This is a genomic window from Marmoricola sp. RAF53, assembly GCF_052114005.1.
GTDB lineage: Bacteria > Actinomycetota > Actinomycetes > Propionibacteriales > Nocardioidaceae > Marmoricola.
The window spans coordinates 93,047-112,506 of record NZ_JBFRDX010000007.1; the positions used below are offsets into that span (position 1 = coordinate 93,047).

Sequence of the window (19,460 nt, forward strand, 5' to 3'; positions counted from 1 at the left end):
CGGCGCTACGGTGCTTCACTGGTTCGCTCCTGCCGTCTCGAACACGGCACTGGCCGCGGGGTCGAACGGGCAGCCGCCGTGCTCCAGGTGGGCCAGGTACTCCTCGCGGAAGTACTGGATCGAGGAGGTGATCGGGCTGGTCGCGCCGTCACCGAGGGCGCAGAAGGAACGGCCCAGGATGTTGTCGCACTGGTCGAGCAGCAGTTCGAGGTCCTCGGCGCTGCCCTGGCCCTTCTCCAGCCGGGCGAGCGTCTGGGTCAGCCACCAGGTGCCCTCGCGGCACGGCGTGCACTTGCCGCAGGACTCGTGCTTGTAGAACTCGGTCCACCGCAGCACCGCGCGGACCACGCAGGTGGTCTCGTCGAAGAGCTGCAGCGCCCGGGTGCCCAGCATCGAGCCGGCCTCGCCGACGCCCTCGAAGTCGAGCGGCACGTCGAGGTGCTCGGCGGTCAGCAGCGGGGTGCTGGAACCGCCCGGGGTCCAGAACTTCAGCTCGCGGCTCAGCCCGTTGCCGGCGTCGCGCATGCCGCCGGCCAGCTCGATCAGCTGGCGCAGGGTGATGCCGAGCGGCGCCTCGTACTGGCCGGGGTTCGCGACGTGGCCGGACAGCGAGAAGATCCCGTAGCCCTTGGACTTCTCGGTGCCCATCGAGGAGAACCAGTCCGGACCGTTGACGATGATGCTCGGCACCGAGGCGATCGACTCGACGTTGTTGATCACCGTCGGGCTGGCGTACAGGCCGGCGACCGCCGGGAACGGCGGCCGCAGCCGGGGCTGACCGCGGCGGCCCTCGAGGGAGTCGAGGAGCGCGGTCTCCTCGCCGCAGATGTACGCGCCGGCGCCGGCGTGCACGACCAGGTCGAGGTCGTAGCCGGAGCCGTGGATGTCCTTGCCGAGGTGGCCGGCCAGGTAGGCCTCCTGGACCGCGCGCTGGAGCCGGCGGATCACGTGCAGCACCTCGCCGCGGACGTAGATGAAGGCCCGGTTGGCGCGGATCGCGTAGGAGCTGATGATGACGCCCTCGACCAGCGTGTGCGGGCTGGCCATCATCAGCGGGATGTCCTTGCAGGTCCCCGGCTCGGACTCGTCGGCGTTGACGACGAGGTACTTCGGGTTCGGGTTGTCCTGCGGGATGAAGCTCCACTTCATGCCCGTCGGGAAGCCGGCGCCGCCGCGTCCGCGCAGACCGGAGTCCTTCACCGCGGTGATGACGTCGTCCGGGGCCATCCCGAGCGCCTTCTTCACGCCCGCGTAGCCGCCCCGGGCCTCGTACGACGCCAGCGTCCAGGAGCGGTCCTGGTCCCAGTTGTCGGTGAGGACCGGGGTCAGGACGCTGTTGTCCGGTGCCGTCGTCACTTGCCCTCCTGCGCCTTCGGAGCGGTCCAGTCGTTCTCGCGGGCGAGCTTGAGGCCCACCAGCGACGCCGGGCCCGCGCTCGGGCCCTCGTCGGCGAGGTCGTCGGTGAAGCCGGCGAGCACCCGCTCGGCCTCGCGCCAGGTGACCAGCTTCGGCCCGCGGGTGGAGCGGACCTCCTTGCCGGCGCGGAGGTCGTCGACGACCTGGACGGCGGACTCGGGCGTCTGGTTGTCGAGGAACTCCCAGTTGACCATCACCACCGGGGCGTAGTCGCAGGCCGCGTTGCACTCGACGTGCTCCAGGGAGATGGTCGCGTCGTCCCCTGGTCTTTCTTCGGCGGTCTCGTCGTTGCCGACGTCGAGGTGGTCCTTGAGCCGCTGGAAGATCAGGTCGCCGCCCATCACCGCGCACAGCGTGTTGGTGCAGACGCCGACGTGGTAGTCGCCGACCTGGCGCCGCTTGTACATCGTGTAGAAGGTCGCGACACCGCTGACCTCGGCCGGGGTGATCTCCAGGATCTCCGCGCACGCCTGGATGCCGGCGGCGGTGATCCGGCCCTCGGCGGACTGCACCAGGTGCAGCATCGGGAGCAGCCCGGAGCGCTTGTGCGGGTAACGGGCCGCTATCTCGCGAAGCTCGTCCCTCGTCTTCTGGTCGATCAACGGTCCACCCCACCCATCACAGGATCGATCGACGCGATCGCGACGATGACGTCGGCCACCTGGCCGCCTTCGCTCATCACCGAGGTCGCCTGCAGGTTCGTGAACGACGGGTCGCGGAAGTGCGCCCGGAACGGTCGCGTGCCGCCGTCGGAGACGACGTGGGCCCCGAGCTCGCCGCGCGGCGACTCGATCGGCACGTAGGCCTGGCCGGCCGGGACCCGGAAGCCCTCGGTGACCAGCTTGAAGTGGTGGATCAGGCCCTCCATGGACTCGCCCATGATGTGCTTGATGTGGTCGAGGCTGTTGCCCATGCCGTCGCTGCCGATCGCGAGCTGGCTGGGCCAGGCGATCTTCTTGTCGGCGACCATCACCGGGGCGCCCTCGAGGCCGGCGAGGCGCTCGACGCACTGCTCGACGATCTTGAGGGACTCCCACATCTCGTTGAGCCGGACCCGGAAGCGGCCGTAGGCGTCGGCGGTGTCCCAGGTCTGGACCTCGAAGTCGTAGTCCTCGTAGCCGCAGTAGGGCTGCGACTTGCGCAGGTCCCAGCCGAAGCCGGTCGCGCGCAGCGGCGGTCCGGTCAGGCCGAGGGCCAGGCAGCCGGCGAGGTCGAGGTGACCGACGTTCTCGAGACGGGCCTTGAAGATCGGGTTGGCGTTGCAGAGGTCGGCGTACTCGGGGAGGCGCTTCTTCATCAGCGCCACGAAGTCGCGGATCTCGTCCAGCGCACCTGCCGGCATGTCCTGGGCGACGCCGCCGGGACGGATGAACGCGTGGTTCATCCGCAGGCCGGTGATCAGCTCGAAGAGGTCGAGGACCAGCTCGCGCTCGCGGAAGCCGATCGTCATCACGGTCAGCGCGCCGATCTCCATGCCGCCGGTGGCGATGCAGACCAGGTGCGAGGAGATCCGGTTCAGCTCCATGAGCAGGACCCGCATGACCTGGGCCTTCTCGGGGATCTCGTCCTCGATGTCGAGCAGCCGCTCGACGCCGAGCACGTAGGTGGCCTCGTTGTAGAACGGCGACAGGTAGTCCATCCGGGTGCAGAACGTGACGCCCTGCGTCCAGGAGCGGTACTCCATGTTCTTCTCGATGCCGGTGTGCAGGTAGCCGATGCCGCAGCGGGCCTCGGTGACCGTCTCGCCCTCGAGCTCGAGGATCAGCCGGAGCACGCCGTGCGTCGACGGGTGCTGCGGGCCCATGTTGACCACGACCTTGTCGTCGTGGTCCTCGGCGATGCCCGAGACGACGGAGTCCCAGTCCTGGCCGGTGACGGTGTAGACCTTGCCCTGCGAGGTCTCGGCCTCGGAGGCGTACGGGTCGTTCGAGGTGGCAGTCATCAGTTGTAGCTCCTCCGCTGGTCCGGCGGCGGGACGGTTCCACCCTTGTACTCCACGGGGATGCCGCCGAGCGGGTAGTCCTTGCGCTGCGGGTGGCCCGGCCAGTCGTCGGGCATCTGGATCCGGGTCAGGGCCGGGTGGCCGTCGAAGACGATCCCGAAGAAGTCGAACGTCTCGCGCTCGTGCCAGTCCGCGGTCGGGTACGTCGCGCACACGCTGGGGATGTGCGGGTCGGCGTCCGGGGCGGTGACCTCGAGCCGGATCCGGCGGTTATGGGTCATCGAGAGCAGGTGGTAGACCGCGTGCAGCTCGCGCCCGGTGTCACCGGGGTAGTGCACGCCGCTCACGCTCGAGCAGAACTCGAAGCGCAGCTTGGCGTCGTCGCGGAGGACCTTGACCGTGGCCAGGAGGTCCTCGCGGCGGACGAAGAACGTGATCTCGCCGCGGTGGACGACGACCTTCTCGACGGCCGTCTCGACCCCGGCGTCGCGGGTCGCGGTGGCGAGCGCGGTGGCGACGTCGTCCATCCAGCCGCCGTACGGCGGGGTGCTGGCGCCGGGGAGCTCGACGTTGCGGACGAGCCCGCCGTAGCCCGAGGTGTCACCGCTGTCCTGGACGCCGAACATGCCGTGCCGCTGGCCGATCACCTCGCTGCTGGCACCGGCCTCCTGGGCCTGCTGCGACGCCACCACCTCGTGCGACGGGTCCTGGGTCTCGCTCATCGGAGAAGGCCCTTCATCTGGCTGGTCGGCAGGGCCTGCAGCGCGGCGGCCTCCTCGGCCGCGATCTCGTCGCGGCGGTTCTTGCCGAGCTTGGTGTTCTGGACCTGGTCGTGCAGCTTGAGGATGGCGTCGATCAGCATCTCCGGCCGCGGCGGACAGCCGGGCAGGTACATGTCGACGGGCACGACGTGGTCGACGCCCTGGACGACGGCGTAGTTGTTGAACATGCCGCCGGAGGAGGCGCAGACGCCCATCGCCAGCACCCACTTGGGCTCCGGCATCTGGTCGTAGATCTGGCGCAGGACCGGGGCCATCTTCTGGCTGACCCGGCCGGCCACGATCATCAGGTCGGCCTGGCGCGGGCTGGCGCGGAAGACCTCCATGCCGAAGCGGGCGAGGTCGTACTTCGGCCCGCCGGTGGTCATCATCTCGATCGCGCAGCAGGCGAGGCCGAACGTGGCCGGCCAGAACGACGCCTTGCGCATGTAGCCGGCGACCCCCTCGACGGTGGTCAGCAGGACGCCGGACGGAAGCTTCTCTTCAATACCCACGGTTCAGATCTCTCTCAGTCCCAGTCGAGCCCGCCGCGTCGCCACACGTAGATGTAGGCGACGAAGACCGGGACGATGAACAGCACCATCTCCACCAGCGCGAACGTGCCCATCGCGTCGAACGCGACCGCGATCGGGTAGAGGAAGACGATCTCGATGTCGAAGACGATGAAGAGCATCGCGGTGATGTAGTACCGGACCGGGAATCGGCCGCCGCCCACGGGCTGCGGGGTCGGCTCGATCCCGCACTCGTAGGAATCGAGCTTGGCCCGGTTGTGGCGCTTCGGGCCCACCACGGCACTCATGATCACGGAGAAGACGGCGAACCCGCCCGCCAGGATCAGGAGCGCCAGAACGGGGGTGTAGAGCTCCATCCCTCACCTTCCTGCTGAAGTCCGCAAGGCTGCTTTGTGCCCTTGTGAACAACTTCACGATCTGTGACCTACGCAGCATAGAGGCGTAGATCACAGAGCGCGACATCGGGGGGTGACGTCTCCGAAACGCCCTCTGACCTGCGTATTTAACGCACGGCGACGTTGTCTAATTCGGGACGCCACGTCTCGCGCTGTGCCCGGCCGAGACCGCGGTCACAGGGGGTGGCAGCGTCAGCCGGCAACCGGCCGCGCGGCCGCGATCCCGTTGCGGAGGTGCACCAGATCCTCGTCCGAGAACAGCCCGCGCGGCATCGCGTAGGTGCACTGCCTCTGGACGCGGTCCCGGAGGACGACGGCGTCCTCGTTCCACCAGATGTCGCCGAAGTCGGCGAGCGACCACTCCTGGACGGCGACCGGGAAGCGGACCACCAGTCCGTTCGGGGTGAATCCGGCGGAGATGGTCGAGCCCGGCGGGAAGAGCCTGGCGCAGCCGTTCCGGGTCGCGCGCAGCCCCCACAGCTCGGCGCCGAGGAAGACGAGGACGAGCGCGAACCAGCGCAGATCGCCGGTGACGGCGACGAGCAGGACGATCGAGACCAGCCCGAGCAGGGACATCCGCAGCCCGCGTCCCGACAGCCGGATCCGGCGGGTCACGGCCGTGCCGACCTTGCGGGCGGTGTCGTCGCCGGCGACGAAGATGCGGGTGAACCGCGGATCGCCGTCAGCGGCGACGCGCGCAGCGGCCGGCCCGGTGATCCGCGCACGCGCCTCCGGAGGACAGAGTCCGACCGGGACGATCCACGCCCGGCTCGGCGCGGTCGGGCTCGGGAAGATGACCATCTCGGTCCTCACGGTCGGCTCACCGAGCTCCGCGTAGGGCCGGGTCGTCGGCAGCGTCCCGCCGCGGAACGCGACCTCGTGCTCGCCGTACGTCGCGGTCACGGTCGCGCCCAGCGGGTAGATCCGCTCGATCCCCGTCCACACGGCGCGCGCCGTGACGACGAAGAGACCGACCAGCATGACCGCTCCGGCGAACGCCCCCTCGAACCAGCTTCCGATCCCGGCACCCATCACCGCGGCCAGGACGATCGCGAAGGCGACCAGCCCGAGGAACCGGCGCGAACGGAGTGTGAAGCGTCGCGTCGCCTTGAGGACCGCCTTCTGCACGCGCTCGTCGACGACGAGCGCGTAGGTGAGCTCTTCGCTCACTTCGTGCCGCGGTGCAGGGCGACGATGCCGCCCGAGAGGTTGCGCCACTCGACGTCGGTCCAGCCGGCCTGCTGGAGGCGGGTGGCGAGGCCGGCCTGGTCGGGCCAGGCGCGGATCGACTCGGCGAGGTAGACGTAGGCGTCCGGCGAGGACGAGACCGCCCGGGCCACCGCGGGGAGCGCCTTCATCAGGTACTCGATGTAGAGCGTCCGGAACGGCGCCCAGGTCGGCGAGCTGAACTCGCAGACCACGATCCGGCCGCCGGGCTTGGTGACCCGGCGCAGCTCACGCAGGCCGGCGTCGGGGTCGACGATGTTGCGCAGGCCGAAGGAGATCGTGACCGCGTCGAAGGTGCCGTCGGCGAACGGGAGCCGGGTGCCGTCGCCGGCCACGAACGGCAGGTGCGGCTTGGCCCGCTTGCCGACCCGGAGCATGCCGACCGAGAAGTCGCACGGGACGACGGTCGCGCCGCGGTCGCGGAACGGCTGGCTCGACGTACCGGTGCCGGCGGCGAGGTCGAGCACGACCTCCCCGGGCTGCGGGTCGACGGCGTCCAGCACGATCTTGCGCCAGCGCCGGTCCTGGCCCATCGAGAGCACGTCGTTGGTGAGGTCGTAGCGGGCGGCGACGTCGTCGAACATCGCCTGAACCTCGGCGGGCTTCTTGTCCAGGTCAGCGCGGGTCACCGGAGAAGCGTACGGGTGACAACCTCCGGGCCCGTCGGTGCGTCTGACTGAGTATGCGAGGGACTCCAGTGCACGATGGTTCGGTGGTGACGCGAGGGAAGCGTGGGGCCGGTGTGGCGATGTTCGCCGTGCTGGTGCTCGCGACGTGCGGACTCGGGTACGGCGTGGCGACGGCGACCGGCAACCTCGGCCACGCCAGCGGGACGGCCACGACGGACGCAGGCGGCCGCACGACGACCCGGGACACCGCGCGGCCGAGCCCGCAGTCCGCGCCGGTCCCGGCACGGCAGCAGGTGCTCCCCGCCGCCGCCCCGCTGCAGCCGCGCCCCGCCGTCCTGCAGCCCGGCGACCACGGCCGGACGGTCCGCGCGCTGCAGGCCCGGCTCCGCCAGGTCGCCTGGTACGCCGGCAAGGTGACCGACGACTACGGGCCCGCGACCACCACCGCGGTCAAGGGCTTCCAGGCCAAGCGCGGCCTGCCCGTGACCGGGTACGTCGACACCACCACGCTGCAGCGCCTGCACGCGATGACCCGCAAGCCCACGAAGGACGAGCTCGCCAACAAGGTCCCGGACGGCACCTGGACCGACGCGCCGCTGGACCCGCGCTGCCGGACCGGACGGGTGCTCTGCATCGACAAGACCAGCCGCACGATCCGCTGGACCGTGGACGGCGAGGTGCAACGCACGATGGCGGTCCGCTTCGGCGCGGCGTACTCGCCGACCCGCGAGGGCGTCTTCCACATCGGCTGGAAGTCCCGCGACCACGTGTCCACGCTCTTCCACAGCTCGATGCCGTACGCGATGTTCTTCAGCGGCGGCCAGGCCGTGCACTACTCCTCCGACTTCGCCGCCCGCGGCTACGCCGGCGCCAGCCACGGCTGCGTCAACGTCCGCGACCACGCCGGCATCCAGTGGCTCTTCGACCAGGTCCAGGTCGGCGACAAGGTCGTCATCTACTGGTCCTGACCCTCCTCCACGGGACCTCGGCTACCAACGCGTAGGCTCCTGCCTCGTGACGAGCACTCAGCGCGCAGCGACCTCTCCCGTCTCCGGACGACTGGTCGCCCGCTCGATGGAGGTCCCGGACCCGGGCCCGCTGCTCGACCTCCTCCCGGAGGACGCGCCGGTCGCCTGGCTGCGCCGCGGCGAGGGCATCGTCGGCTGGGGCGTCGCCGCCTCGATCCGCACCACCGGCCCGGACCGCTTCGCCGAGGCGAACGAGTGGTGGCAGGAGATCGCCGCCGACTCGGTCGTCCGCGACGACGTCGGCGTTCCCGGCAGCGGCATGGTCTGCCTGGGCAGCTTCGGCTTCGCCGACTCCCGGGGCGACAGCGTGCTGATCGTCCCGCGGGTGGTCGTCGGGCGCCGCGGCAACCGCACCTGGGTCACCCTGATCGGCGAGGACGAGCTCTCCCCGGCCCCGGACCTGGTCGTCCAGCCGGTACCGCCGGCACCGGACAACGTCGTCTTCACCGACGGCGAGGTCGACGGCGCCGCCTGGGAGGCGGTCGTCGCCGCGGCGGTCCGCCGGATCAACGACGGCGAGCTCGAGAAGGTCGTGCTGGCTCGCGACCTGATCGCCACCACCGACGCACCGCTCGACGTCCGCTGGCCGCTGCGCCGGCTCGGCGACATCTACGAGATGTGCTGGACCTTCCACGTCGACGGCCTGTTCGGAGCCACCCCCGAGCTGCTGGTCCGGCGCGAGCGCGGCCTGGTCACCTCCCGGGTGCTGGCCGGCACCATCCGGCGTACCGGGGACGACGAGCGCGACCTCGCCCTCGCCGCGACCCTGGCCCGCTCCTCGAAGGACCTCGAGGAGCACGAGTACGCCGTCCGCTCGGTCGCCGACGCGCTCGCCCCGCACTGCTCCTCGATGAACGTCCCCGAGTCGCCGTTCGTGCTGCACCTGCCGAACGTCATGCACCTCGCCACCGACGTCGCCGGCGTCGTCCCGGAGACCGACAGCTCCACCGTCCTCGAGCTCGCCGCGGCGCTGCACCCCTCGGCCGCCGTCGGCGGCACCCCCACCGATGTCGCGGTCGCGATGATCGAGGAGATCGAGGGCATGGACCGCGGCCGGTACGCCGGCCCGGTCGGCTGGATGGACGTCCACGGCGACGGCGAGTTCGGGATCGCGCTCCGCTCGGCGGAGTACGACACCCGGCCGGACGGGACCGGCCGGGTGCGCCTCTTCGCCGGCTGCGGCATCGTCGCCGAGTCGGACCCCAAGTCCGAGCTCGCCGAGGCCCAGGCGAAGTTCGTCCCGGTGCGGGACGCCCTCACCCGCTGACGGACTCCAGGAAGATCCCCTTGCGGCGGATCCCGACGAGCCGGGCCCCGAACTTGGGGGCGTCGGCCGCCCGGTGCGCGAGGACGTCGTACGGGACGGGGCCGAGCAGCTGCTGGCCACCGGCACCGACGGGGCCGTAGAGCACGGTGAAGAGGTCGTCCTCGACGACCGAGAACTCGGCGAACGCGGTGATGTCCCGGCCGGACTTCGCCTGTCCCTGCCAGGAGGTGAAGAAGGCGGTCCGGTTCAGGTTCGTCGCGAGCACCTGGTCGACGTGGCCGGGAGCCAGCAGCGCGGAGTATTTCCGCCCGGCCCGGGTGACCCGCAGCTCGAAGGTCTGCACGTGCCGCGGATCGGGCGCCTTGCCCACCGAGTCGACGAGCGCCGCGAAGTCCTTGGTCACCAGGTCGGGGACGAACTCCTGCTCGACCACGCCGGGCGCCAGGACCGCGGCGTAGGTGAGCTTGCCGTCGATCCGGTACGCCGCGAAGTCGGCGACGTGCCGCCCGTCCGCCGCCGCGCCGGTGGTGACCAGCTCCTCGAACGCGGCCGGGGTGAGCCCGGTGCGCAGCGTCGTGTCCGCGCCCGCGGTGAAGACGCCGGCGAACTCGGGCGCGACGTCGTCCGCGTCGGTCACCTCGATCGAGGTCAGCCCGATCGGGTACGGCGAGGTCCGCATCGCCTCGGCCGCCGCGGTCAGCTCGTCGGCGGACATGCCGGCGACCATGCTGCTGGTGCCGGCACCGTTGTCGAACAGCCCGTAGAACCGGTCCGGGGTGACGACGTTGTTCGACTTCATCGGCTCGCCGACGAGCGGTCGCCAGCTGTCGTGGCCGGTGTCCTGGAACCAGATCTTCGTGGTGTTGTCCCAGCTGTGGGTGCTGGTGAACGTCGGGTGCACGTCGAAGTGGAGGTGCGGCCCGGTGACGTTGCCGACGCACCCCGAGAGCGCCAGCACCGCGCCCCGCGGCACGTAGTCACCGACCCGGACGAAGACCCGGTCGGGCTGCAGGTGGTTGTAGGCGGCGACCGTCTGGTCGAGGTGCCGGACGACGACGATGTTCCCGTTGCCGTAGACCTTGGAATAGTCCTGGCTCACCAGCACCTCCGGGCTGGCGAAGCCGGCCCAGCTCGTGCGCCAGTGGTCGGACTCGACGGCGATCACCTGGCCACCGCGGGCGGCGCGGACCTCGGTGCCCTCCGGGGCGCCGAAGTCGTAGGAGTAGGACTGCGCCTTGCCGTCGGCGGTGTCGTGGCCGTGAACCGGGTCGTCCCAGTTCCCGTTGCCGAGGTTCCAGTCGTCGTCGGGCGAGAAGGGCAGGCGGTAGTAGGTGCCGAGGCCGTCCGGGGACGGTCCGAGCAGGTCAGCAGCGGTCATGTCGACTCCTGGGAGGGAGGGCCCGTGCGGGCCGGAGGCGGTTGTCGCTCCTCAGGAGTCCGTCCACCGGCCGCTGATACCGCGCCACGGGCATAGGTTCTCTCTCATGAGCACCCTCGCCCTCACCGGATCCACCGGCCAGCTCGGCGGCCTGGTCGCCCGTGCCCTGGCCGACCTGTCCCCGCGGCTGATCGTCCGGGACCCGAGCCGGGCACCGGACATCGCGGGCCGCGAGGTCGCGGTGGCCGAGTACGCCGACCACGACGCCGCCGTCGCCGCGCTGACCGGCGTGGACGTGCTGTTCATGGTCTCGGCCGCCGAGCACCCGGAACGCCGGGCCCAGCACCGCACCTTCATCCAGGCTGCCGTCGACGCCGGGGTCGGCCACATCCTCTACACCTCGTTCTTCGGCGCCGGGCCCGACGCCGTCTTCGCCCTCAACCGCGACCACCACGACACCGAGCAGGCGCTCGCGGAGTCCGGGATCGAGCACACCGTGCTGCGCGACAACTTCTACCTCGACGTGCTCCCCTACTTCGCCGACCACGAGGGCGTCATCCGAGGCCCCGCCGGGGAGGGCCGGGTGTCCGCGGTCGCCCGCGCCGACGTCGCCGCTGCGGCCGAGACCATCCTGCGAGCGCCCGAGGAGCACGTCGGCGCCGTCTACGAGCTCACCGGCGCCGAGGCGCTCACGATGGCCGAGATCGCGACGCGCACCGGCCGGGTCCTCGGGCGCGAGCTGCGGTTCGAGAACGAGACCGACGACGAGGCCTACGCCTCCCGGAGGGCGGCGTACCCGGACGCGGAGCAGTGGCAGCTCGACGCCTGGGTGAGCACCTACACGGCGATCCGCGAGGGCGAGCAGGAGCGGCTGACCGACGACGTCCGGCAGCTGACGGGACGCCGGCCGCGGTCGCTGGAGCGGGTGCTGACGGCGTGACCGACGAGTTCCCAGCGCCGAGAAATTCTGACCCGTCGATGTCTGGCGCAAATCGTCCGGAACGCGCACGATGTCCGTGGAGCGCCCGGATGGGCCGGGCGACGTGGGGAGTTGTCGTGAAGAAGCAGGTACTCGCAGGGGCGCTCGGTCTGGTCGCGCTGCTCGGCGGAACCTTCGCCACCGCGCCGGCGGATGCCGCCGCGCACGGCCGGCACGCGGTCCGCGTCTGCGCCGCATCGTCCACGGCCACGGTCGCGTCGTGCAGCTCGAAGGTGATGGTCAGCGACGCCACCGGCAAGGTGGACGCGTCGGGCACCCCGCCGGCTTCGGCGATGACCCCGGTGCAGCTGCGGGCGGCGTACGGGCTGAACGGGCTGGACGCGACCAGCACGGTCGCCATCGTCGACGCCTACGGCTACACGAACCTGGAGCGGGACCTCGGCACCTACCGCAGCCAGTTCGGCCTGACGCCGTGCACGAAGGCGAACAAGTGCCTGCGGGTGATCGACCAGAACGGCGGCACCAGCCTGCCGCGGATGAACGTCGGCTGGGCCGGTGAGCAGGCGCTCGACGTGGACGCGGTCTCCGCGATCTGCCCGAGCTGCAAGATCGTCGTGGTGCAGGCGAAGTCCGCGTCGATCGTGGACCTCGGCACCGCCGTGAACACGGCCGCCAAGCAGGCCGGCGTGGTCGCGATCAGCAACAGTTACGGCGGCGGCGACCTCGCCGACGCCACCTACGGCAAGTACTACAACCACCCGGGCTTCGCGGTGACCGCCTCGACAGGCGACAACGGCTACCAGGGCGGCAGCTTCCCGGCGTCCTCGGACTACGCGGTCGCGGTCGGCGGGACCTCGCTGGTGATGAGCGGCCTGACCCGGGTCTCGGAGGGCGCCTGGAGCGGTGCCGGCAGCGGCTGCTCGACGGTGAACACCGCCCTCGCCGCGGCCGCGTCGTTCGGCACCGGCTGCGCCAAGCGCGCGATCTCGGACGTCTCGGCGGCGGCGGACCCGAACAAGGGCGGCATGGCCGTCTACTACCCGACGAGCAGCAAGAGCTCGACCTGGGCCCAGGTCGGCGGCACCAGCGAGGCGGCCCCGATCATCGCGTCGGTCTTCGCCCTCGCCGGCGGCGTCCCGGCCGGCGTACAGGCGAACACCATCCCCTACGGCCACGCCGGGTCGCTGCGCGACATCACCTCGGGCACGAACGCGACCAGCTGCCCGACCACCCAGTGGTGCGCCGCCCGCACCGGCTGGGACGGCCCGACCGGGCTCGGCGTCCCGAACGGGGTCGGCGGCTTCTGAGCGGGTTTCGAGACGGTTGCTGCGCAACCTCCTCAACCAGCGAGCCAGAACCATCGAGGGCTCACGACTTCAGCCGCCGCCCTGTCGCGAACACCCGCGCCGACCAGGCGGTCAGGGCCAGGGCGAGCACCCAGACGACGCCGAGCGCGGCGGCGGCCGGGACGTCAGCGGTGCCGAGGAACCCGTAGCGGCCGGCCTGGACGAGCCAGAAGAACGGGTTGAGCTCACTGACCAGCTGCCACCCGGCCGGGAGCTGGGAGACCGGGTAGAAGATCCCGCCCAGGAAGCCCAGCGGCAGCAGCACCAGCGACTCGACCGAGTAGACGTGGTCGAGCGAGCTCGCGTACGCCCCGGCGATGATCCCGACCTGCGCGGCCACCAGCAGCACCGCCGGTGCCACCAGCAGCAGGTAGACCGGCTGGTCGACGCCGAGCCCGGTCAGCGGTACGGCGAACGCCAGCACCGCCAGCGCCACCAGGATGCCGCGCAGCACCGCCGCCAGGGTCAGCGCAGAGAGGATCTCCCACCACCGCAACGGGCTGGCCAGCACACAGTTCAGGTACCGGTCCCGTCGCGCCTCGTAGAGCGAGGTGGTGCCGTTGTAGTAGCCGACGTTCACGATCGCCCGCACCACCAGGCCGGGCACGATGAACTGCCCGTAGCTGACGCCGATGCCCTCGACGTGCCGGGCCAGCACGGTGCCGAAGACGACCACGAAGAGCAGCGTCGACAGCACCGGGCCGACCAGCGCGTACCGCCAGATCCGCAGGTACCGGAGCACCTCGCGCTCCAGCAGCCACCGGAACGGCGGCCGCTCGGCCTCGTAGACGTCGACCCGGGTGGCCGGGTCGAGCAGCACGGTGCTCATGACGCGAGCGCCTGGCTGTAGACGTCGGCGATGCTCGTGGCGGCGTACTGCTCGCGCAGGTGCGTCGCGCTCCCCCGGTCGACGATCCGGCCCGCCCGGATGAGGGCGATCTCGTCGCAGAGCGCCTCCGCCTCCTCCAGGTAGTGCGTGGTCAGCAGGATCGTCGTCCCGGCCTGGTTGAGGGTGCGGACCACCCGCCAGATCTCGGCGCGGAGGTCGACGTCGACCCCGGCGGTGGGCTCGTCGAGGATCAGCAGCCGCGGCCGCGTCACCAGCGCGCGGGCCAGCACCAGCCGGCGCTGCATGCCGCCGGAGAGGTCGAGCGCCGTCTTCCCGGCTTTGCCGGCCAGCCCGAGCAGCTCCAGCGCCTCGTCCGCCCGCCGGGACGCCTCCCGGCGGCCGAGACCGAAGTACCCGCCGTGGTAGACGAGCACCTGCCGGATGGTGAGGAACCGGTCCACGTTGATGTCCTGCTCGGCCAGGCCGACCATCGCCCGCGCCTCCCGGCTGCCGGCGGGGTGACCGAGGACCTCGATCTCCCCCGCCGTCGGCCGGACGAGGTTGCAGACCGAGCCGATCAGCGTCGTCTTGCCGGCTCCGTTCGGCCCGAGCAGGCCGAAGAGCGCGCCCTGCGGGATCTCCAGGTCCAGGCCGTCCAGGGCGGTGAACCCGTCGCCGTACACCTTCCGCAGGCCCCGCACGGCCAGGGCCGGCGGGCGCCCGCGGTGGCGCTCAGGCGCTGCGGCGGACACCGGCCCCGGCCCGGTCGAAGGAGTTGCCGGGACGCGGCAGCCCGTAGTGGTCGCGCAGGGTGACGCCGTCGTACTCCTCGGGGAAGAGACCGCGGGCGCGCAGCTCGGGCAGCACGTGCTCGATGAACGCTTCCAGGCCCGACGGCAGCGCCGCGCCCATCACGTTGAACCCGTCCGCCGCCCCCTGCTCGAACCAGGTGACGAGCGTGTCCACGATCTGCTCCGGCGTCCCGACCACGACGTTGTGGCCCCGGCCGCCGCCGAGCCGGGACAGCACCTGGCGCACGGTCAGCCGCTCCCGGGTCGCCAGCTCGATGATCAGCTCGGACCGGCTGACGAAGCCCTCGCGGCGCGGCCGGTCGATGACGTGCTGCGGAAGCTCCTCGTCGAGCGGCAGCTCGTGCGGCTCGACCTCCAGCACCTTCGCCAGGCCGCCGAGCCCGTACTCCGGGACCCGCAGGTCGTCGAGCTGCTGCGCGAGCGCCCGGGCCTCGGCCTCGGTGCTGCCGATGACCGGCACGATGCCCGGCAGGACGATGACCTGGTCGGGGTTGCGCCCGGCCGCGGTGACCCGCTTCTTCAGGTCGCCGTAGAACTCCTGGGCGTGCTCCAGGGTCTGGCTGGCGGTGAAGATCGCCTCGGCGTAGCGGGCCGCGAAGTCACGACCCGCGTCCGAGGCCCCGGCCTGGACGAGCAGCGGGTAGCCCTGCGGGGACCGGCTGATGTTGAGCCCACCCGCCACCCGGAAGTGCTTGCCCGTGTGGTCCACCGGCCGGATCAGCGACGGGTCCGCCCAGCGGCCGGACTCCTTGTCGCCGAGGAACGCGTCGTCGTCCCAGGAGTCCCAGAGCTTCTGCACGACGTCGAGGAACTCGTCGGCGCGCTCGTAGCGGTCGGCGTGCAGCGGGCGCTCGTCGAGCCCGAAGTTCGCCGCCTCCTCCTCGGTGGCCGAGGTGACGATGTTCCAGCCGACCCGGCCGCCGCTGACGTGGTCGACCGAGGCCAGCCTGCGGGCCAGGTTGTACGGGCTGTTGTACGTCGTCGACACGGTCGCGATCAGGCCGATGTGCTCGGTGACCGCGGCCAGCGCGGTGAGCAGCGTGAGCGGCTCCAGCTGGCCGGGGCTCCGGAACTCGCCGGTGCCCTGCAGGACCGGGCCGTCGGCCAGGAACAGCGAGTCGAACCGGGCCGACTCGGCGAGCCGGGCCAGGTCGATCCAGTGCGCCAGGTCGAAGTCGGCGTAGGGGTTGGACTCGGGCAGCCGCCAGGCGGCTTCGTGGTGACCGGCCTCCATCAGGAAGGCGTTGAGGTGCAGGCGGCGCGTCATCAGTTCGTCTCCGTCGGGTCGTAGTCGGGGGTGAGCAGGTTGTCGACGACGTTGGCGAAGTCGACCTTCTTGGCGATCTCGCCGGCCTCGAAGAAGTTGTCGGCGAGCTGCTGACCGGCCTGGACGTGGGCGTCGTCGACGTACCCGAGGGTGAACCGCCAGACCGGCTCGCTCGCCGTGGCCTGCTCGAGCGGGATGCCGCTGTCGGTGGCGATCGCCTCGGCGTGCTTGTCCGGGTGGGCGTTGCCCCAGGCGTAGGCCTTGCCGATCCGCTGCAGCAGGTCGGTCAGCGCGGCCCGGCGGACCTTGTCGTCCAACGACTTCGACGAGCCGACGTAGTACTGGCTGCCGGGGTCGACCGGGGGCACGCCGGGGACGAGCACCTTCGCGCCCTTCTGGAGGGCGAACTCGCCCTGCGGGTTCCAGATCGACCAGGCGTCGACCTTGCCGCTGTCGAACGCCGCGGCGCCGGACTTCGGGTCCAGGTAGACGATCTTGACGTCCTGCGGGGTCAGGCCCTCGGCCTTCAGGGCGTTGAGGAGCAGGCCGTGGGCGGAGCTGCCCTGCGGGACCGCGATCCGCTTGCCCTTCAGGTCCTTCAGCGACTTCGCGGTCGAGCCCTTCGGCACGATGATGTTCTCCAGCGCCTTGTCCGGGGACTCCGGGAGCTCCAGACCGATCACCTTGAAGCCGAGGTCCTTGGCGGCGCCGGCGATCGGCGGCACCGAGCCGACCATGCCGAGGTCGATGTCGCCGGTGCTCGCGGCGGCGACCAACGGCGGGCCGTACTCGAACTTCGCGAACTTGATCTTGTACGACGCGTCGTCGAACGCGCCGGACGTGGCCGCGAGCGTCTTGATGCCGTCGCTCTGCTCGCCGACGGTGAAGGTGAGCTTCTTCCACTCCGGGTGGGCGCCGTCAGCGGCACCGCCGACCTTCGCGTCTCCGCCGCTGCTGCCGCAGGCGACCAGCGCCAGCGAGAGGGCGGCGGTGCCGGCTGCGGCGACGAGGCGGGTGAACCTTCGGGACATGGTGATTCCTTCTTTCGGGGTGGAACGGGCGTGCGGGGACGCACGACCGGGAGGGGTGTGGGGTGGTGGTGCCGGTGATCAGCGACGCCCGGCGAGGCCGAGGTCGGCGAGCAGCTGCCCGCGGAGGTCCTCGCGGGCCTGGCTGGAGCGGCGGTCCTCGGCGGAGAGCGTGACCGGGTAGGCGCTGCCGATCCGGCCCTCGCGCATGACCAGGATCCGGTCGGCCAGCGCGATCGCCTCCGCGACGTCGTGGGTGACCAGGAGCATCGCCGCGCCGTGCCGCTGGTGCAGGCGGCGTACGAGGTCGTGCATGTGCAGCCGGGTGATCGCGTCCAGCGCGGAGAAGGGCTCGTCCAGCAGCACCAGGTCGGGCTCGGTGACCAGCGCCCGGGCCAGCGCGACCCGCTGGGCCTCACCGCCGCTGAGCGTCTTCGGCCAGGCGTTGGCGCGGTCGGCCAGGCCGACCTCGCCGAGGACGTCGAGAGCGCGCTCCTTCACGCCGTCGCCGCGCAGACCGATGGTGACGTTGCGCCAGACCTTCTGCCAGGGCAGCAGCCGGTCGGCCTGGAAGACGACCGCACGTTCGGTCGGGACCTCGACCACGCCGCCGTCGGGGCGGTCGAGGCCGGCGAGCAGCCGCAGCAGCGTGCTCTTGCCGCATCCGGACGGGCCGAGCAGGACCACGAACTCGCCGCGGGCGATCGCCAGGTCGAGCGCGTGCAGGACCGTCCGGTCACCGAACCGGCGCTCGACGTCGTGGGCCTCGACGGCGAGGTCGGCCGGATTCGCGCCCAGGGTCGGACTGAGAGTCGCGGTCGTCATGACGCCTCGTATCCCGGACGCCAGGCGAGCAGCACCCGCTCCAGCACCCGCACGAACTGGTCGGCCAGCAGGCCGAGGACTGCGTAGATCACCAGGCCGAAGAAGATCTGGTCGGTCTGCTGGTAGGTCTGCGCCCGGTTGATCAGGAAGCCGATGCCCTGGTCGACGTTGACCAGCTCGGCGGCCACCAGGCCGAGGACGCTGTAGGCGAGGGCGAACCGGAGCCCGACGAGGAATCCGGGCATCGCGCCCGGCAGCAGCACCCGGGACACCTGCCGCCACCGGCTCGCGCCGGCCGACCGCGCCATCTCGACGAGACGCTGGTCGACGCCGCGGATCGCGGAGAACAGGTTGAGGTACATCGGCACCGCGGCGCCGAAGGAGATCAGCAGCACCTTGGTGGTCTCGTCGATGCCGAACCAGACGATCATCAGCGGCAGGATCGCCAGCAGCGGGATCGTGTGCAGGATCTGGAAGACGCCGTTGAAGACGTACTCCCCGCTGCGCAGCAGGCCGCCGAGGATGCCGGCCGTGACGCCGACGGCGAGGCCGAGCGCGAGACCGGCTCCCGCACGGCCCAGCGAGGTGAGGAGGCTCGGCACCAGCTCGCCGCGCTGGTAGAGCTCGTAGCCCGCGTGCAGCACCGTGCTCGGCGCCGGCGCGACCGTCTCCGGCAGCCAGCCGAGCCGGCTGGCCGCCTCCCAGAGGATCAGCAGCAGCACCGGCGTGGTGTAGATCCCCAGCGGCCAGCGGAAGAGCTCCACGACCCGGCGCACCCGGGAGGATGACGGCGCCGGGGCGACGAAGCGCTCCCGCTGGATCGGGCGGGGTGGCACGTGGGCCGGACTGTGCGCGGTGGTGTTCTCGAGGACCAGGCTCATGCGGCGGCGCTCCGCTCCGGCACGGCCGAGTAGTGCGAGGAGTCGCCCAGCAGCGCCCGGCTGCGCTGCCCGGTCACGGAGACCGGGACGTCGCCGGAGACGGTGATCCGGCTGAGCCTGCGCGGCTGGTCGTCGTAGTTGTCGATCGCGTAGTGCTGGGTGATCCGGTTGTCGAACACCAGCAGCTGCCCGGGCTGCCACGACCAGCGGAGCACGTGCTCGGGCTTGGTGACGTGCGCCTGCAGCAGCCGGAGCACGTCGCGGGACTCGGTCGTCGAGAGCCCTTCGATGCCGCGGACGAAGCCGCCGATGAAGAGCCCGCGCTCGCCGGTCTCGGGGTGGACCCGGACGACCGGGTGGACGCTCTCGTACGGCGTCGACTCGAACGTCTCCCGGTACGCCGCCTCGGCCGTCCTGCGGGGTCGCGGCTCGGCGTAGTCGTAGACGTTGGTGTGCACCGCCCAGAGGGTGTCCGCGAAGGCGCGCAGCGGCTCCGGCAGGCTCGCGTACGCGGCAGCGCTGCTGGCGATCAGCGTCTCGCCGCCGTACGGCGGGATCACGATCGAGCGCAGCGTGCTGATCGCCGGCGGGTTCACCACGAAGGTCACGTCGGTGTGCCACTCGTTGGCCTTGTTGATGTCGCTGTCGACGTCGAGGACGTTCGGTGTCTCGCCGCCGGGGACCGTCGGGTGGGCGGTCGTCAGCTCGCCGAAGCGGGCCGCGAAGCGCTCCTGCCCGGCGGCGTCGAGCCCGGGGGCGTCGAGGACGAGCGCCTTGTGCTCGCCGAGCGCGTCGCGGAGGAAGGCGACGGTGTCGTCGCTGAGGTCGGCCGCCGGGTCGATGCCGTGGACGCGGGCGCCGATGTGGGCGGTGATCTTCTGGAGGCTGGTCTTGTCGAGAGAGGTGGACATGGTTCTGCTCCTGGTTGTCAGGTTCCGAGAGGGACAACCGAGCCGTGG

20 protein-coding genes are annotated in these 19,460 nt (G+C 71.3%); 4 read left to right on the plus strand and 16 right to left on the minus strand.

The features are described 5' to 3' along the window. Positions 1–15: 15 nt before the first annotated feature. The 8 genes from nuoF to AB4Y76_RS08215 all read right to left on the minus strand — a co-directional run bounded on the left by nuoF (position 16) and on the right by AB4Y76_RS08215 (position 6,900). A complete protein-coding gene (gene nuoF / locus AB4Y76_RS08180) occupies positions 16–1,356 on the minus strand; it encodes an NADH-quinone oxidoreductase subunit NuoF (protein WP_441924004.1) in 1,341 nt (446 codons plus the stop codon). Beyond that, positions 1,353–2,018 (minus strand): NADH-quinone oxidoreductase subunit NuoE, encoded by a 666-nt coding sequence (nuoE, locus tag AB4Y76_RS08185; protein ID WP_441924006.1) that lies wholly within the window; start codon positions 2,016–2,018, stop codon positions 1,353–1,355. Before nuoE ends, nuoF begins: the two co-directional genes overlap by 4 nt. Beyond that, positions 2,015–3,358, minus strand: coding sequence for an NADH-quinone oxidoreductase subunit D (locus AB4Y76_RS08190; protein ID WP_441924008.1), 1,344 nt, complete (start codon positions 3,356–3,358; stop codon positions 2,015–2,017). The genes nuoE and AB4Y76_RS08190 overlap by 4 nt, the downstream gene beginning before the upstream one ends. Continuing rightward, entirely contained in the window at positions 3,358–4,080 is a 723-nt protein-coding gene (locus AB4Y76_RS08195) for an NADH-quinone oxidoreductase subunit C (RefSeq protein ID WP_441924010.1), read from the minus strand. The genes AB4Y76_RS08190 and AB4Y76_RS08195 overlap by 1 nt, the downstream gene beginning before the upstream one ends. Next, positions 4,077–4,631 carry a NuoB/complex I 20 kDa subunit family protein gene (locus tag AB4Y76_RS08200; protein WP_441924012.1) on the minus strand — a complete coding sequence of 185 codons (555 nt, stop codon included), beginning with the start codon at positions 4,629–4,631 and terminating at the stop codon, positions 4,077–4,079. The genes AB4Y76_RS08195 and AB4Y76_RS08200 overlap by 4 nt, the downstream gene beginning before the upstream one ends. A 14-nt stretch (positions 4,632–4,645) precedes the next feature. Beyond that, positions 4,646–5,005: an NADH-quinone oxidoreductase subunit A gene (locus AB4Y76_RS08205; protein WP_441924014.1), complete on the minus strand. Its 360-nt coding sequence runs from the start codon at positions 5,003–5,005 to the stop codon at positions 4,646–4,648. A gap of 231 nt (positions 5,006–5,236) precedes the next feature. After that, positions 5,237–6,214 (minus strand): hypothetical protein, encoded by a 978-nt coding sequence (locus AB4Y76_RS08210; RefSeq protein WP_441924016.1) that lies wholly within the window; start codon positions 6,212–6,214, stop codon positions 5,237–5,239. Further along, positions 6,211–6,900: a demethylmenaquinone methyltransferase gene (locus tag AB4Y76_RS08215; RefSeq protein WP_441924018.1), complete on the minus strand. Its 690-nt coding sequence runs from the start codon at positions 6,898–6,900 to the stop codon at positions 6,211–6,213. The genes AB4Y76_RS08210 and AB4Y76_RS08215 overlap by 4 nt, the downstream gene beginning before the upstream one ends. 86 nt (positions 6,901–6,986) lie before the next feature. Here AB4Y76_RS08215 and AB4Y76_RS08220 point away from each other — a divergent pair, with 86 nt between their 5' ends. Both AB4Y76_RS08220 and AB4Y76_RS08225 read left to right on the plus strand, forming a co-directional pair. Further along, positions 6,987–7,868, plus strand: coding sequence for a L,D-transpeptidase family protein (locus AB4Y76_RS08220; RefSeq protein WP_441924020.1), 882 nt, complete (start codon positions 6,987–6,989; stop codon positions 7,866–7,868). A gap of 46 nt (positions 7,869–7,914) precedes the next feature. Further along, positions 7,915–9,195: an isochorismate synthase gene (locus tag AB4Y76_RS08225; protein WP_441924022.1), complete on the plus strand. Its 1,281-nt coding sequence runs from the start codon at positions 7,915–7,917 to the stop codon at positions 9,193–9,195. On the opposite strand, the gene AB4Y76_RS08230 is transcribed toward AB4Y76_RS08225, so the two are convergent. Further along, on the minus strand, positions 9,185–10,573 hold the full coding sequence (locus tag AB4Y76_RS08230; protein WP_441924024.1) for a M23 family metallopeptidase: 1,389 nt from the start codon (positions 10,571–10,573) through the stop codon (positions 9,185–9,187). The genes AB4Y76_RS08225 and AB4Y76_RS08230 overlap by 11 nt on opposite strands. A 106-nt stretch (positions 10,574–10,679) precedes the next feature. On the opposite strand from AB4Y76_RS08230, the gene AB4Y76_RS08235 reads away from it, so the two are divergent. Beyond that, positions 10,680–11,513 carry an SDR family oxidoreductase gene (locus tag AB4Y76_RS08235; protein WP_441924026.1) on the plus strand — a complete coding sequence of 278 codons (834 nt, stop codon included), beginning with the start codon at positions 10,680–10,682 and terminating at the stop codon, positions 11,511–11,513. Between the two features lie 116 nt (positions 11,514–11,629). Then, positions 11,630–12,820 carry a S53 family peptidase gene (locus AB4Y76_RS08240; protein WP_441924028.1) on the plus strand — a complete coding sequence of 397 codons (1,191 nt, stop codon included), beginning with the start codon at positions 11,630–11,632 and terminating at the stop codon, positions 12,818–12,820. Positions 12,821–12,881: 61 nt separating this feature from the next. Here the strand turns inward: AB4Y76_RS08240 and AB4Y76_RS08245 are convergent, their stop codons facing one another. The 7 genes from AB4Y76_RS08245 to AB4Y76_RS08275 all read right to left on the minus strand — a co-directional run bounded on the left by AB4Y76_RS08245 (position 12,882) and on the right by AB4Y76_RS08275 (position 19,412). Then, a complete protein-coding gene (locus tag AB4Y76_RS08245) occupies positions 12,882–13,688 on the minus strand; it encodes an ABC transporter permease (protein WP_441924030.1) in 807 nt (268 codons plus the stop codon). Further along, positions 13,685–14,440 carry an ABC transporter ATP-binding protein gene (locus AB4Y76_RS08250; RefSeq protein WP_441924032.1) on the minus strand — a complete coding sequence of 252 codons (756 nt, stop codon included), beginning with the start codon at positions 14,438–14,440 and terminating at the stop codon, positions 13,685–13,687. Before AB4Y76_RS08250 ends, AB4Y76_RS08245 begins: the two co-directional genes overlap by 4 nt. After that, entirely contained in the window at positions 14,421–15,767 is a 1,347-nt protein-coding gene (locus tag AB4Y76_RS08255) for an LLM class flavin-dependent oxidoreductase (RefSeq protein ID WP_441924034.1), read from the minus strand. Before AB4Y76_RS08255 ends, AB4Y76_RS08250 begins: the two co-directional genes overlap by 20 nt. After that, positions 15,767–16,798 (minus strand): aliphatic sulfonate ABC transporter substrate-binding protein, encoded by a 1,032-nt coding sequence (locus AB4Y76_RS08260; RefSeq protein WP_441924036.1) that lies wholly within the window; start codon positions 16,796–16,798, stop codon positions 15,767–15,769. Before AB4Y76_RS08260 ends, AB4Y76_RS08255 begins: the two co-directional genes overlap by 1 nt. A 78-nt stretch (positions 16,799–16,876) precedes the next feature. Next, positions 16,877–17,620: an ABC transporter ATP-binding protein gene (locus AB4Y76_RS08265; RefSeq protein ID WP_441924038.1), complete on the minus strand. Its 744-nt coding sequence runs from the start codon at positions 17,618–17,620 to the stop codon at positions 16,877–16,879. Beyond that, complete coding sequence (locus AB4Y76_RS08270; protein ID WP_441924040.1) at positions 17,617–18,501, minus strand: ABC transporter permease; 885 nt, start codon at positions 18,499–18,501, stop codon at positions 17,617–17,619. Before AB4Y76_RS08270 ends, AB4Y76_RS08265 begins: the two co-directional genes overlap by 4 nt. Continuing rightward, complete coding sequence (locus AB4Y76_RS08275; protein WP_441924042.1) at positions 18,498–19,412, minus strand: TauD/TfdA dioxygenase family protein; 915 nt, start codon at positions 19,410–19,412, stop codon at positions 18,498–18,500. Before AB4Y76_RS08275 ends, AB4Y76_RS08270 begins: the two co-directional genes overlap by 4 nt. Positions 19,413–19,460: the final 48 nt, after the last annotated feature.

Excerpts from the sequence above, each read along its gene's own strand:
- AB4Y76_RS08190 (WP_441924008.1), bottom strand. The coding sequence starts at position 3,358 with ATGACTGCCACCTCGAACGACCCGTACGCCTCCGAGGCCGAGACCTCG.
- AB4Y76_RS08270 (WP_441924040.1), bottom strand. The coding sequence starts at position 18,501 with ATGAGCCTGGTCCTCGAGAACACCACCGCGCACAGTCCGGCCCACGTG.
- AB4Y76_RS08255 (WP_441924034.1), bottom strand. The coding sequence starts at position 15,767 with ATGACGCGCCGCCTGCACCTCAACGCCTTCCTGATGGAGGCCGGTCAC.
- AB4Y76_RS08195 (WP_441924010.1), bottom strand. The coding sequence starts at position 4,080 with ATGAGCGAGACCCAGGACCCGTCGCACGAGGTGGTGGCGTCGCAGCAG.
- AB4Y76_RS08230 (WP_441924024.1), bottom strand. The coding sequence starts at position 10,573 with ATGACCGCTGCTGACCTGCTCGGACCGTCCCCGGACGGCCTCGGCACC.
- AB4Y76_RS08235 (WP_441924026.1), top strand. The coding sequence starts at position 10,680 with ATGAGCACCCTCGCCCTCACCGGATCCACCGGCCAGCTCGGCGGCCTG.
- AB4Y76_RS08275 (WP_441924042.1), bottom strand. The coding sequence starts at position 19,412 with ATGTCCACCTCTCTCGACAAGACCAGCCTCCAGAAGATCACCGCCCAC.
- AB4Y76_RS08265 (WP_441924038.1), bottom strand. The coding sequence starts at position 17,620 with ATGACGACCGCGACTCTCAGTCCGACCCTGGGCGCGAATCCGGCCGAC.
- AB4Y76_RS08245 (WP_441924030.1), bottom strand. The coding sequence starts at position 13,688 with ATGAGCACCGTGCTGCTCGACCCGGCCACCCGGGTCGACGTCTACGAG.
- AB4Y76_RS08205 (WP_441924014.1), bottom strand. The coding sequence starts at position 5,005 with ATGGAGCTCTACACCCCCGTTCTGGCGCTCCTGATCCTGGCGGGCGGG.
- AB4Y76_RS08260 (WP_441924036.1), bottom strand. The coding sequence starts at position 16,798 with ATGTCCCGAAGGTTCACCCGCCTCGTCGCCGCAGCCGGCACCGCCGCC.